This is a genomic window from Kosakonia arachidis, assembly GCF_900116535.1.
In the GTDB taxonomy this organism is placed as follows: Bacteria; Pseudomonadota; Gammaproteobacteria; order Enterobacterales; family Enterobacteriaceae; genus Kosakonia; species Kosakonia arachidis.
The window spans coordinates 1-13689 of the sequence record NZ_FPAU01000005.1; the positions used below are offsets into that span (position 1 = coordinate 1).

The 13689-nt window shown below is 51.9% G+C and carries 11 protein-coding genes; 4 read left to right on the forward strand and 7 right to left on the reverse strand.

All coding sequences use genetic code 11. The annotated features are described in order from the left end of the window. The first annotated feature begins 442 nt into the window (after positions 1–442). Together BM427_RS18065 and mdtD are read left to right on the forward strand one after the other, a co-directional pair. Positions 443–1132, forward strand: a complete 690-nt coding sequence (locus BM427_RS18065) for a FadR/GntR family transcriptional regulator (protein ID WP_090123869.1) — start codon at positions 443–445, stop codon at positions 1130–1132. Positions 1133–1143: 11 nt separating this feature from the next. Then, a complete protein-coding gene (gene mdtD, locus BM427_RS18070) occupies positions 1144–2547 on the forward strand; it encodes a multidrug transporter subunit MdtD (protein ID WP_090123871.1) in 1404 nt (467 codons plus the stop codon). Here mdtD and rbsR read toward each other — a convergent pair. The 7 genes from rbsR to kup form a co-directional block, all read right to left on the reverse strand. Next, a complete protein-coding gene (gene rbsR, locus BM427_RS18075) occupies positions 2539–3531 on the reverse strand; it encodes a ribose operon transcriptional repressor RbsR (protein ID WP_090123873.1) in 993 nt (330 codons plus the stop codon). The two genes, mdtD and rbsR, sit on opposite strands and share 9 nt — an antisense overlap. Before the next feature lie 3 nt (positions 3532–3534). After that, positions 3535–4464, reverse strand: coding sequence for a ribokinase (gene rbsK, locus BM427_RS18080; protein ID WP_090124388.1), 930 nt, complete (start codon positions 4462–4464; stop codon positions 3535–3537). Positions 4465–4576: 112 nt separating this feature from the next. Next, positions 4577–5467 carry a ribose ABC transporter substrate-binding protein RbsB gene (gene rbsB, locus BM427_RS18085; RefSeq protein WP_090123875.1) on the reverse strand — a complete coding sequence of 297 codons (891 nt, stop codon included), beginning with the start codon at positions 5465–5467 and terminating at the stop codon, positions 4577–4579. Positions 5468–5493: 26 nt separating this feature from the next. Beyond that, complete coding sequence (gene rbsC / locus BM427_RS18090; RefSeq protein WP_090123877.1) at positions 5494–6459, reverse strand: ribose ABC transporter permease; 966 nt, start codon at positions 6457–6459, stop codon at positions 5494–5496. Between the two features lie 5 nt (positions 6460–6464). Beyond that, a complete protein-coding gene (rbsA, locus tag BM427_RS18095; protein WP_090123879.1) occupies positions 6465–7970 on the reverse strand; it encodes a ribose ABC transporter ATP-binding protein RbsA in 1506 nt (501 codons plus the stop codon). Positions 7971–7977: 7 nt separating this feature from the next. Further along, the gene (gene rbsD, locus BM427_RS18100; RefSeq protein ID WP_090123880.1) at positions 7978–8397 is read right to left on the reverse strand and encodes a D-ribose pyranase; all 420 of its coding nucleotides are present in this window, start codon (positions 8395–8397) and stop codon (positions 7978–7980) included. A gap of 205 nt (positions 8398–8602) precedes the next feature. Continuing rightward, a complete protein-coding gene (kup, locus tag BM427_RS18105) occupies positions 8603–10471 on the reverse strand; it encodes a low affinity potassium transporter Kup (RefSeq protein WP_090123882.1) in 1869 nt (622 codons plus the stop codon). A gap of 222 nt (positions 10472–10693) precedes the next feature. Here kup and ravA point away from each other — a divergent pair, with 222 nt between their 5' ends. Both ravA and viaA read left to right on the forward strand, forming a co-directional pair. Continuing rightward, positions 10694–12187 carry an ATPase RavA gene (gene ravA / locus BM427_RS18110; protein WP_090123883.1) on the forward strand — a complete coding sequence of 498 codons (1494 nt, stop codon included), beginning with the start codon at positions 10694–10696 and terminating at the stop codon, positions 12185–12187. Next, the gene (gene viaA, locus BM427_RS18115; protein WP_090123885.1) at positions 12184–13635 is read left to right on the forward strand and encodes an ATPase RavA stimulator ViaA; all 1452 of its coding nucleotides are present in this window, start codon (positions 12184–12186) and stop codon (positions 13633–13635) included. The genes ravA and viaA overlap by 4 nt, the downstream gene beginning before the upstream one ends. Positions 13636–13689 lie beyond the last annotated feature (54 nt).

Sequence of the window (13689 nt, forward strand, 5' to 3'; positions counted from 1 at the left end):
ATCGAATTAAACTTCGTAATGAATTACGTGTTCACCCGTGAGACTTGGTATTCATTTTTTGTCCGAAGACATCAAGAATCCATGTCACCTGAGTGCCCACACAGATTGTCTGATAAATTGTTAAAGAGCAGTGCCGCTGTATTTTCGCTGCGGCGCGGGGTGTGCATATTACGCTTTCCCGCTGTGAAGTCAACTGATTATTTTCAGATTTCTTCACCTGACAGGCCGGTGTGTTTGCCGTTGTGCCGTGTCAGTGGAGGCGCATTATAGGGAGTTAATTCCGGCTGACAACCCCTAATTTAAAAAAAGTTTTCAACCGTGTTTTTTTTCAACAAACCGCAGCAAAAAGCGTCATGAAATGCTGATTTTGCTGTTTTTTCCACCACTGACAGATATCGAATGGCATACTAGCGCGTGACACAAAGAAAAAAGGAAGTGAGAAATGCCTTTAAACGCACAGCAACTTGCCGCGCAGAAAAACATCTCCTGGGTGCTAGCAGAGAAACTGGCGCAACAGATCCTGAAAGGTGAATATGCTCCTGGCTCGATTTTACCGGGTGAGATGGAACTGGGTGAGAAGTTTGGCGTCAGTCGCACCGCTGTCAGGGAAGCGGTAAAGACATTAACCGCAAAAGGGATGGTCTTGCCTCGCCCGCGTATTGGTACCCGGGTAATGCCCCGTGACAACTGGAACTTCCTTGATAAAGAATTGTTGTTCTGGTGGATGCACGAAGATAACTTTAAGGAAATCATTCAGCACTTCCTTATTATGCGCAGCAGTCTTGAGCCTCAGGCTTGCCTGCTCGCAGCAACACTCGCCAGTGCAGAACAAAAAGCGCATCTCAATACCTTAATGGAAGAGATGGTTAGACTGAAAAAAGACTTTAACCGCGAACGCTGGATTGAAGTGGATATGGCCTGGCATGAACACATTTACGCGATGAGTGATAATCCCTTCCTTATTTCTTTCGCTTCACTCTTTCACTCGATTTATCACACCTACTTTACCTCTATCACGCAAAACGAAGCGATCAAACTCGACCTTCACCAGGCTATAGTGAACGCCATTCAGGAAAGCGACGGTGAGAGCGCATTCCGGGCGAGCCAGTTATTACTGAATACGCCTAATTAACGGGAATTGGTATGACAGATAAGAAAGCGCGCAGTATGGCCGGCCTGCCATGGATCGCAGCAATGGCTTTTTTTATGCAGTCACTGGATGCCACCATTCTTAACACAGCCCTACCCGCAATAGCACAGAGCCTTGGACGTTCCCCGCTGGCGATGCAATCCACCATTATTAGTTACACGCTGACCGTGGCAATGTTGATCCCGATGAGCGGCTGGCTGGCAGACCGTTTTGGCACTCGTCGGGTATTTATGTTGGCGGTTAGCCTGTTTACCTTCGGCTCCCTGGCGTGCGCGCTTTCCAACTCACTGCCAATGCTGGTTGTATTCCGTGTCATCCAGGGAATTGGCGGTGCGATGATGATGCCAGTGGCCCGTCTGGCATTACTACGCGCGTATCCGCGCAGTGAACTGCTGCCGGTCCTGAACTTCGTCACCATGCCCGGGCTTGTTGGGCCGATTCTTGGCCCAGTATTGGGTGGTGTGCTGGTTACCTGGGCAAGCTGGCACTGGATCTTTTTGATTAATATCCCGATTGGTATCGCTGGTCTGTTCTATGCGCGGAAATATATGCCGAATTTCACTACGCCACGGCGAAATTTCGATATGGGTGGTTTTTTCCTTTTTGGTTTAAGTCTGGTGCTATTTTCCAGCGGCATGGAGTTATTTGGAGAGAAGCTGGTCGCCAGTTGGATTGCTTTCACAATTATCCTCAGCGGTCTCGGTTTGCTTTGGGCTTATGTCCGCCACGCACGCCGCCACCCTGCTCCGCTGATATCACTCAATCTATTTAACACCCGCACCTTTTCCGTCGGCATCGCCGGGAACATAGCTTCCCGTCTGGGAACGGGTTGCGTACCGTTTTTGATGCCACTGATGTTGCAAGTCGGTTTTGGATATCCCGCGCTGATTGCTGGTTGCATGATGGCACCAACCGCACTGGGCTCTATTCTGGCAAAATCCATGGTCACGCAGATATTGCGCTGGTTCGGTTATCGCAAGACGCTGGTTGGTATTACGCTATTTATTGGTTTGATGATTGCACAGTTCGCGCTACAAACTCCGGCGATGGCAGTATGGATGCTGGTACTGCCGCTGTTCATCCTGGGGATGGCGATGTCGACCCAGTTTACCTCGATGAATACCATTACTCTGGCGGACTTAACCGATGAAAATGCCAGCAGCGGCAACAGTGTTCTGGCGGTCACGCAACAGTTATCGATAAGCCTGGGGGTCGCGATCAGTGCTGCGGTGCTGCGTTTCTATGAAGGGTTCGATAGCTTTAATACCGTAGAGCAGTTCCACTACACCTTTATAACCATGGGCGCTATCACGCTGCTGTCCGCGCTGGTCTTTATTCTGCTGAAAGCGAAAGATGGCATCAACCTGATCAAAGAGCGCCACAAAAAATCAGGCTGAACCGCGCTCCATCAGAATCGGCGTGAGCTGCAATCGCTGTTGCTGCAAACCTGGATCAGCAATACGGTGGATAAGTACATCAATTGCCAGCTCACCCAATTCATCTTTTGGTTGATGAATTGTGGTGAGCGGGGGTGTCATATAGCGCGCCAGTTCAATATCGTCATAACCGACAATCGCCATATCTTGCGGGATCTTCAACCCGGACTGATACAAGGCCTGGTATGCGCCAACGGCCATAGCATCGTTGCCGATAAAAACCGCCTGCGGGGGTTCGTTCATAGCCAGTAATGCCTGCATGGCATCAAAACCGCCGCCGAATTCAAAGTCGCTCTCGATTTCGTCGCCTTCGCGAATGGTTAATCCAGCGCGCGTCATCGCTTCGCGATACCCCTCCAGACGCAGACGTGCAGGCGTTTTATCCAGCGGGCCGGTAATACAGGCTATACGCGTGAATCCTTTATTGATCAGATACTGCGTTGCCATATCGCCACCCAGCAAGGAGTTATCCTGAATCAGATCGCTATCACCGTCAAACGGCGCCCAGTCCATCATTACGGTTGGAATAGAAGGATAGCGCTGCATGATCTCTTGCGAAGGCTGATGGGTCTCAGTGCATAGCAGCAGCAACCCGTCGACACGCTTCTGCATCAGCGTTTCCAGGTTACTGTTCATACGCTGTTCGTCGCCTTCGGTATTGCACAACACCAGGCTGTAACCGCGCTCAAAACAACTACGCTCAACGCCGCGTACCAGCTCGGAAAAAAAGGGGTTAGAACTGGCGGTTATCAGCATGCCGATGGTGCGGGTCTGATTGATTTTCAGGCTCCGCGCTAGCGCGGAAGGGGCATAATTCAGCGTTTTGATCGCCGCTTCCACCTTATCCCGAACAGCATCACTGACAAAGCGATCTTTGTTAATAACATGGGATACCGTTGAGGTGGAAACGCCCGCCACGCGGGCAACATCCTTCATGGTGGCCAAGTTTCACCCCTGCTGAGAGAGAAAATCATCAATCTCTTTGCGCCACGGAACAGAAGGTTGCGCGCCTTTACGCGTGACGGCAATCGCCGCTGCTGCATGAGCAAAACGGATCGCTTCATCCAATGTTTTCTCTTCCAGTAATGCCGTCAACAGCGCGCCGTTAAAGGTATCGCCAGCTGCAATGGTATCAATGGCTTTCACTTTAAAACCGGACACGCGTTTACCTTCACCACTAACACTTACCCACACGCCACGGCTACCAAGAGTAATAATTACCGTCTTGATCCCTTTGGCATGAAGTGCTTGCGCGGCGCGCGCGGCATCTTCATCGCTGTCAACGCGAATACCGGTCAGTTTTTCCGCTTCGGTTTCATTTGGTGTGATGATATCCACCAGCGCCAGCAGTTCATCGGAGAGTTCCCGCGCTGGAGCAGGGTTAAGCGCTACAGTCGTGTGGTTCTGCTGCGCGATACGCGCGGCAGCCAGTACGCTTTCTACCGGCGACTCCAGTTGCATCAGTAACGCCGACGCGTTCGCAATCAGTGCATGCTGCGCTTCTACGCGTTCAATCGAGAGCGCCGCATTCGCTCCCGCATGAATACCGATGACATTCTCACCTTCACCATTAACAAAAATCAGCGCAACGCCGGTGGATTCACCTGCAACAACGCTTACTGGTGTCACATCAATATGATCGCTTTCCAGTTGTTTACGAACGCGTGCCCCCGTGTCGTCATCGCCGGTACAGGCGATAAAAGCGATATCGGCGCCGCTACGCCCGGCGGCAACAGCCTGGTTTGCGCCTTTACCACCGAAAGCCACCTGATACTGGCTACCGGTGACGGTTTCGCCCGGCGTCGGGAAAGATTCAAGGTTAAGAATGTGATCGGCATTGATACTTCCAAGGACGACGAGTTTGCCTGCGGTTTTCATGATGAGCTTGTCCATAAATTGCGCCACCGTTCCCGGTGGCGCGTGCCATGCTTTTCTTTATTTTTACGTTGTCCTCAGATGGCAGGTTTAAACCCACCGTCTGAACTGCTTATTACTGCTTGATGACCAGTTTCAGGTCAACCGGGTTTTTCGCGTAGACTTTTTCGCCTTTCAGCACTTTGTCTGCGGTATCAACGCCTTTCGCGCCAATCTGTTCTGGCAACTGAGCAACAGTTGCTGCCAGTTTGCCGTCATTTACTGCTTTTACACCATCTGGCGTACCGTCAAAACCTACCACCATCACGTCAGTTTTACCGGCAGTTTGCAGGGCACGCAGCGCGCCCAGCGCCATTTCATCGTTCTGGGCAAAGACCGCCTGAACATCCGGGTGGGCCGTCAGCAGGTTCTGCATGACGTTCAGGCCTTTAGTACGATCGAAGTCTGCCGGCTGGCTGGCCAGTACATTAAATTTATGAGCAGCAACGGCCTGCTGGAACCCTTCACCACGTTCACGCGCAGCGGAAGTCCCTGCGATACCCGCCAGTTCAATAACTTTCGCGCCTTCACCTACTTTTTTAGCGATGTAGTCACCAGCAATTTTACCGCCGAGCACGTTATCAGATGCAATGTGGCTTACCACTTCACCGCTGTTTGCTACGCGGTCGAGGGTAATTACCGGGATTTTTGCCTGGTTAGCCATTTTGATCGCGTTGCCGACAGCATCGGAGTCTGTCGGGTTAATCAGTAGAAGCTTGGTACCGCGAACGGTCAGATCCTGCACGTTGGCCAGCTCTTTGGCCGGGTTGTTCTGCGAATCCAGGACAACCAGGTCATACCCCAGTTTATCCGCCTCTTTCTGCGCTCCATCCTTCAGGGAGACGAAGAACGGGTTATTCAGCGTGGAAATCACCAGAGCAATAGAGTCTTTCGCCATCGCGTTTGCACTAATGGTGGCGCTCAGTGCAACAGCAGAAACCAGGGTGGCCAGTTTTTTCATGTTCATATTCACGAGTCCTGTTGTGTAGGTAATTACTGCTTTTTGTTGTCTACCAGCACCGCGAGCAGAATCACCACTGCTTTAACGATCATCTGGTAATAGGAGGAAACGCTCAACAAATTCAATCCATTATTAAGGAAGCCCAGAATCAATGCGCCGATCAACGTCCCAACAATGCGACCTTTACCGCCAGACAGACTGGTTCCGCCCAATACCACCGCAGCAATAGCATCCAGTTCATAACCGGCACCCGCAGTAGGCTGGGCAGAAGAGAGACGCGCCACTTCAATTATGCCCGCCAATGAAGCCAGAAGGCCGCACAGCGAGTAGACGATAATTTTTACTTTATCGACGGAAATACCGGACAAGCGCGTCGCCGCTTCGTTACCGCCCAGAGCATAGATATAGCGACCCAGGCGGGTTTGATGCAATAAATACCAGGCGGCGATAAAGACCACAGCCATCAGCCACACTGGCGTCGGGATCCCAAGCGGGCGGCCAATACCAAACCAACCAAAAATATCTGCGTTAGCGGTAAATCCGGTATTGATTGGGCTACCATTGGTGTAAACCAACGTTACGCCGCGCAGCAGCAACATCATCACCAGCGTCGCAATAAATGCCTGTACACGGCCTTTCGCGACAATCACCCCGGTAACGGCGCCGATCGCAGCCCCCAGCGCCAGCGCGCCAGCAACGGCCACCAGCGCATTCACTTCCACACCAATCATCGACGCCGCAACGGCGCCGGTGAGCGCCAACAAGGAACCGACGGACAGATCAATTCCCGAGGTCAGGATAACCAGCGTCATCCCCACCGCCATAATGGCGTTCACCGAGGTTTGTTGCAGGATGTTCAGCAGGTTATTGACGGTAAAAAAGTTCGGGCTCATGGTCGAAACAATTGCAATCAACACCAGCAAAGCAATTAACGATTTTTGTTCCATTAGCCATGCTTTGCTGAAATAACGGCGACCAGAAACAGCCTGGGTAGTCATCTTTTTTACTCCTGATTCACACGATTAAGCTTGCCCACAGCGGCAGCCATCAACACTTCCTGAGTGGCCTGCTCGCGCGTGAATTCACCGCCGAGATGCCCTTCATGCATCACCATAATGCGATCGCTCATTCCCAGCACTTCCGGCATTTCGGAGGAGACCAGGATGATGCTCAGCCCATCAGCCTTGAACTGGTTAATAAGCTGATAAATCTCTTTTTTCGCCCCAACATCGACGCCGCGCGTCGGTTCATCGAGGATCAGCACTTTTGGCCGTGTCATCAAACCACGGGCAATCGCCACTTTTTGCTGGTTACCGCCGGAGAGCAAACCAATCGCCTGCTCCATTGATGGTGTTTTCACATTGAACAGACGGATAAAATCATTCACCGCCTGCTGTTCATCTTGATGCTTCAGCGAACCGCCTGCGCGACTGAAGTAAGGCAGCGCCGTCAGCGACATATTCTCTTTCACCGACATACCGAGTACTAAACCGTCACGCTTACGATCTTCTGAAATATAAACGATGCCGTTCGCCAGCCCGTCCTGCGGAGAGTGGGTAATGACTTCATGGCCATCGAGTGTCACATCACCGCTGGTGCGCGACAGTGCGCCATACAGCACTTTCATCAGCTCGGTGCGGCCAGCACCCATCAACCCAGCGACGCCAAGGATCTCGCCCTTGCGCAGGTTGAAACTGACGTTTTCCACACCGGGACCACACAGATTATTGACGGTAAGACGCACTTCGCCCGGCGCTTGATCCAGCCGTGGGTATTGGTCCTCCAGCTTGCGGCCAACCATCATTTCGATCAGTGTATCTTCAGTGAGCGTAGCCACTTCACGCTCGGCGATAAACTGCCCGTCACGGAAAACAGTCACGTCATCGCAAATCTCGAAGATCTCTTTCATACGGTGGGAAATATAGACAATCCCTCGTCCCTGCGATTTCAACTCGCGGATCACGCGGAACAGTGACTCAGTTTCAGTGTCCGTCAGAGCGTCGGTGGGTTCATCCATAATGATGACCTGCGATTCGTAGCTCATCACTTTGGCGATTTCGACCATTTGCTGATCGCCGATGGAGAGTTCTCCGACAAGCCGATCGCTCTTAAAGCGCAGATTCAGTTTGGCCAGCAGCTTGTCAGCATCAGCAAACATCTTTTTCCAGTCTATTTTGCCGAAACGATTGACGAACTCGCGCCCGAGAAAAATGTTCTCAGCAATGGTGAGCTGCGGGATCAGGTTCAATTCCTGGTGGATGATGCCGATACCGGCTTCCTGCGATGATTTTGGGCCGTTAAAGGTGGTCTCTTTTCCCAGCCACAACAGCGAACCGGCGTCACGGGTATAGATCCCTGTCAGCACTTTCATCATCGTGGATTTACCGGCACCATTTTCCCCCACCAGCGCCATCACACGGCCTGGATAGACATTCAGCGCCGCGCCGGAAAGAGCTTTAACGCCGGGGAATGCTTTATCGATCCCCTTGAGTTGCAGTAACGCGTCCATGGTAGCCTCAGAAAGTGACGCCAGCACAGAGAATAATATTCGCAAACGGGGAACACTCCCCGCTGCGAATCACCGCATGGCTGTCCGCGGTGTGTTTTTTAAACTGCTCGTGCGAAACGTACCGCACTTCTATGGTGTTTCCCTGGTGTTGTTGCAGTTGCTCAAGAGTCTTAAGCAACGTTTCGTGGAGCTGCGGATTATGTTGTTTGATTTCCAGCGCCAGAATAGCGGATTCAACCTGCATTTCGGCTGTCACCACATCCAGCACCTGCATAAAGGACGGTACGCCCTGCGTTAGTGCCATATCAATGCGTTGCGTATTACGCGGTACCGGCAACCCGGCATCACATATCACCAGCGTATCGGTATGACCAAGACGAGAGATAACTGACGAAATGTCAGCGTTCAATACACGACCTTTTTTCATTTTTTATGCTCCACTAGCGAAACGTTTCGCTGAAAGTAGTGTAGTACAAAGAATAATCGTATAACTATGCCTGAGTTACAGAAGTGTGATCGATATCGAAACGTTTCGCGTGTGGATGTGATGAAAAAGACAGCCTGATTAGCTTAAATCAAATTTACAGGCATAAATAACAAAAACCCCTCATAAAGAGGGGTTTTGATAAACGTTAAATTTCAACCTGCGTTCCCAACTCGATAACCCGGTTTGGCGGGATCTCAAACTGGTCCGGCGCGCGCAGCGCGTTGCGCTGTAATACCAGATAGAGCTTGCCGCGCAGCCGCAAATACCATGGTCGTTTACCAAGTATCAACGACTCATGCGACATAAAAAAGGAGGTTTCCATCATCCGGCAATTGAGCCCTTCCAGACCGCAGCGGTGGAACACCTCTTCAACGTTCGGGGTCTCGCGCCAGCCGTAGCTGGCCACCACGCGCCAGAACGTGGGCGATAACTGTTCAATTTGTACCCGACGTACATTGTGGACGTAAGGCGCATCTTCAGTACGTAGCGTCAACAGAATCACGCGTTCATGCAGAACCTTGTTGTGTTTCAGGTTATGCATCATGGCAAATGGAATGACATTCAGCGCACGGGACATATACACCGCAGTACCCGGCACACGAACCGGCGGCGATTTCTCCAGCGAAGCAATCATCGCCTCCAGAGAGTTGCCGTGTTCGTGCATACGGCGCAGCATACGGAAACGTTCACTTTTCCAGGTAGTCATCACCATTAGCATTACCATACCGAGCGTTAACGGCAACCAGCCGCCGGAAACGATTTTATCGAGGTTCGCCGAGAACAGCGGTACATCAATACTCAGGAAGAAAAGCAAAATCAGCCCCACCAGCACTTTATTCCAGTGCCAGTTTTTGAATGCCACAGTCGAGGAAAGAATTGAGGTCAGTACCATCGTCCCGGTAACGGCAATACCATAAGCCGCCGCCAGATTGCTGGAGTGCTCAAAGCTGACAATCACCAGCACCACCGCAAAATAGAGCAGCCAGTTAATGAACGGGATATAGATCTGCCCGGATTCCATCTCTGAAGTATGGATAATACGCATCGGTGCCAGATAGCCCAGACGCACCGCCTGGCGGGTCAGGGAGAAAACACCGGAGATAACCGCCTGCGACGCAATGACCGTCGCCAGCGTGGCAATAATCAACATCGGGATCAGCGCCCACTCAGGCGCGAGCAGGAAGAAGGGGTTCTTAATCGCTTCCGGCGTTTTCAGCAACAATGCGCCCTGGCCAAAGTAATTCAGCACCAGCGACGGCAACACCACAATAAACCATGCCACTCGGATCGGCAGCTTACCGAAGTGTCCCATATCCGCATACAGCGCCTCGACACCGGTGATCGACAGCACCACAGCGCCAAGCGCAACAAAAGAGACAACCTTATACTTAAGGAAGAAATTCACCGCCCAAAGCGGATTCATAGCCTGCAACACTTCGGGGTTCTCGATAATACCGCGCACGCCCAGTACGGCCAGAATTAAAAACCACGCCAGCATGATCGGTGCAAACAGCTTCCCCACCAGCCCTGTACCGTGCTTCTGAATCATAAACAGCAAAGTTAAAACGATAATCGACAGCGGCACAATCCAGCTATCGAGCGAAGGCGCGACAATCTCCAGCCCCTCTATCGCCGACATCACCGAGATCGCGGGAGTAATAACCACCTCACCATAGAAGAAGCTGCCGCCAATCAATCCCATGATCACCAGCACCGAAGTCATTCTGGCCGACGTGTTGCGACCGGCCAGCGACATCAGGGTCAGAATACCGCCTTCGCCGGCGTTATCCGCGCGCATGACGAACGTCAGATATTTAATAGAGACCACAAAAACCAGCAGCCAGAAGATCAGTGACAAAAAGCCGAAGACGGCATCGCGCTCAACGCCAAAGCCAAACTGACCAGACAAACATTCACGAAGTGTATAAAGTGGGCTGGTGCCGATATCACCGTAGACAACCCCAATTGCCGCAAGAGTGACAGCGGGTAACGATTGTTTATTATCAGTGCTCATAGGCTAATCTTTTGTTTGAATGACAAATGTGTGCTTAGTCCCTTGGCCCACAAAAAGCGCACAGTATGCACGATTAATTGCAAAACCGTACATCTAAATGCGACCACATTAATCTGGCGCAATGAAAATAAAGCCGTTCTTCAGTCTATTACAAGCCCTTTCGGAAACGTCTATACTCGCTTTTGCAAGCCGGATAACACGGCGAAAGGACGCAAATCTATTATGGCTCACTCACATTTATTAGCAGAAAGAATTTCCCGCTTAAGCAACGCGCTGGAAAAAGGACTCTTTGAGCGTAGCCACGCTATCCGGTTGTGCCTGCTGGCTGCGCTTAGCGGCGAGAGCGTATTTCTTCTTGGCCCGCCAGGTATTGCGAAAAGCCTGATCGCACGTCGCCTGAAATTCGCCTTTAAACATGCTCATGCCTTCGAATACTTGATGACGCGGTTCTCCACGCCGGAAGAGGTTTTCGGTCCGCTCTCCATTCAGGCATTAAAAGATGAAGGGCGCTATGAGCGCTTAACCGACGGTTATCTTCCAGAAGCAGAAATCGTATTCCTGGATGAAATCTGGAAAGCCGGCCCGGCGATCCTCAACACCCTGCTCACCGCCATTAACGAACGCCGCTTCCGTAACGGCGCGAGCGAAGAAAAGATCCCGATGCGTTTGCTGGTGGCCGCCTCGAACGAACTGCCGGAAACCGACAGCAGCCTCGAAGCGCTGTATGATCGTATGTTAATCCGCTTGTGGCTCGACAAAGTACAAGAGAAGGGTAATTTCCGCTCCATGCTGCTCAGTCAGCAGGACGAGAACGAAAACCCGGTGCCCAACGAATTGCAAATCACCGACGAGGAATATCAGCGTTGGCAACAGGAGATTGGGCTGGTCAAACTGCCCGATCCGGTATTTGAATTGATCTATACGCTGCGCCAGCAGCTCGATGCCTTACCGAATGCGCCGTATGTTTCCGATCGCCGCTGGAAAAAAGCTATCCGTTTATTACAGTCCAGCGCCTTTTTCAGCGGGCGCGATACAGTTGCACCCATTGATTTGATTCTGTTGAAAGATTGTCTGTGGCACGATGCCGAAAGCCTGCGTTTATTGCAGCAGCAACTGGATATTTTGATGACCGGACACGCGTGGCAGCAACAATCGATGCTGACACAGCTCACCAGCATCAATCAGCGTCATATGCAACTTCAGCAGCAACAAAGTGACAAAACCGCGCTAAAAGTCAGCCGCCAGGGTGGTATGTTCAGCCGTCGCCCACACTATGATTTACCCGAAGACCTGAATGAACCGCTGTTGACACTACTATTACAGCAGCCGCTAAAATTGCACGATTTACAGGTGATTCACGTCACCATTGAGCGCAACGCGCTAGAGCAGTGGCTGGCGAAAGGCGGTGAAATCCGCGGCAAACTTAACGGTATTGGTTTTGCGCAACCTTTAAACCTTGAGGTTGATACCTCGCTTCATCTGGTGATCCGCGATGTCAGTTTGCAGGGATCGCGTCTTGCGCTGCCGGGTGTCACTACTGAAAACGTGCCAGAAGAGATCGCCCAACAACTGGAAACGCTGGATAACACCTGGCACCAGCAGCACACCCGTTTTAGCGAGCAGCAAAAATGCCTGTTCGTCTCTGGCGACTGGCTGGGTCGCATTGAATCCAGCCTGCAGGACGTTCGCACGCAGATCCAACAGGCTCGCCAATGATAACGCTGGAAACACTGAACGTGATGCTCACCATCAGCGAAGAGACACTGGTGGAAGAACTCATCGTTCTGCTGCTGGCTTCTCCGCAACTGGTGCTGTTTTTTGAAAAATTCCCGCGCTTAAAACATGCTATCACTGAAGATATTCCCCGCTGGCGCGAAGCGCTAAAAAAGCATCTGAAAGAGACCGCTGTGCCGCCGGAACTGGCGGAAGAAGTGCTGAGTTACCAGCAGAGCCAGCTACTCTCAACATCGCAATTTATCGTGCAGTTACCCCAGATCCTGGCATTACTGGAAAAGCTGCATTCGCCTTTTGCCGCCCAGTCCCGGCAAATGGTAAAGGATAATCCGCAGTTTACACTCGCTTTGCATACCCTTTTTTTACAGCGCTGGCGTCTGAGCCTTATCGTGCAAACCACCACCTTTAATCAACAACTGCTGGAAGAGGAACGCGAGCAGTTGCTGAGTGAGGTGCAGGAGCGCATGACGCTAAGCGGGCAACTGGAGCCAGTACTGGTCGAAAATGAAAACGCCGCCGGACGCTTGTGGGATATGAGTGCCGGTCAGCTTAAACGCGGCGACTACCAGTTGATCATCAAATACGGCGATTTCCTGAAAGAGCAGCCGGAGCTTCAGCAACTGGCGGAGCAGCTTGGCCGCTCGCGGGAAGCGAAATCAGTACCGCGCAAAGATGCGCCGATGGAAACGTTCCGTATGCTGGTGCGTGAACCGGCAACCATACCGGAACAGGTAGACGGGCTGCATCAGAGCGATGATATTTTGCGCCTGTTGCCGCCGGAGCTGGCAACGCTCGGTATCACAGAGCTGGAATATGAGTTTTATCGGCGGCTGGTGGAAAAGCAACTGCTCACCTACCGTCTACATGGTGATGCCTGGCGGGAAAAGGTTACCGAACGCCCAGTAATCCATCAGAATTTTGATGAACAACCGCGCGGGCCGTTTATCGTCTGCGTTGATACTTCCGGTTCAATGGGCGGGTTTAATGAACAGTGCGCGAAAGCCTTCTGTCTGGCACTGATGCGCGTGGCGCTGGCGGATAAACGGCGTTGTTTTATTATGCTGTTTTCCAGTGAAGTCGTGCGTTATGAACTGACCTGTGCACAAGGACTAGAGCAGGCGATCCGCTTTCTGAGCCAGCGCTTCCGTGGAGGAACCGATCTGGCAAGCTGTTTTCGGGCGATCATTGAACGGATGCAGGGCGGTGAATGGTTTGATGCCGACGCCGTGGTGATATCGGATTTTATCGCTCAGCGCCTGCCGGACGATATCATTAGTAAAGTAAAAGAGTTGCAGAACGTTCACCAGCACCGCTTCCACGCAGTAGCAATGTCGATACATGGCAAACCCGGCATCATGCGTATTTTCGATCACATCTGGCGCTTTGATACCGGGATGCGCAGCCGTTTGCTGCGACGCTGGCGGCGTTAGAGCTGACTGGAAACCTTCTTGCAAACCGCTGCGGGCCATCACCGACGCGGCTGA

Coding starts and splice junctions, on each gene's coding strand:
- BM427_RS18065 (WP_090123869.1), top strand. CDS start 443: ATGCCTTTAAACGCACAGCAACTTGCCGCGCAGAAAAACATCTCCTGG.
- mdtD (WP_090123871.1), top strand. CDS start 1,144: ATGACAGATAAGAAAGCGCGCAGTATGGCCGGCCTGCCATGGATCGCA.
- rbsK (WP_090124388.1), bottom strand. CDS start 4,464: ATGAAAACCGCAGGCAAACTCGTCGTCCTTGGAAGTATCAATGCCGAT.
- rbsB (WP_090123875.1), bottom strand. CDS start 5,467: ATGAACATGAAAAAACTGGCCACCCTGGTTTCTGCTGTTGCACTGAGC.
- rbsC (WP_090123877.1), bottom strand. CDS start 6,459: ATGACTACCCAGGCTGTTTCTGGTCGCCGTTATTTCAGCAAAGCATGG.
- rbsA (WP_090123879.1), bottom strand. CDS start 7,970: ATGGACGCGTTACTGCAACTCAAGGGGATCGATAAAGCATTCCCCGGC.
- rbsD (WP_090123880.1), bottom strand. CDS start 8,397: ATGAAAAAAGGTCGTGTATTGAACGCTGACATTTCGTCAGTTATCTCT.
- kup (WP_090123882.1), bottom strand. CDS start 10,471: ATGAGCACTGATAATAAACAATCGTTACCCGCTGTCACTCTTGCGGCA.
- ravA (WP_090123883.1), top strand. CDS start 10,694: ATGGCTCACTCACATTTATTAGCAGAAAGAATTTCCCGCTTAAGCAAC.
- viaA (WP_090123885.1), top strand. CDS start 12,184: ATGATAACGCTGGAAACACTGAACGTGATGCTCACCATCAGCGAAGAG.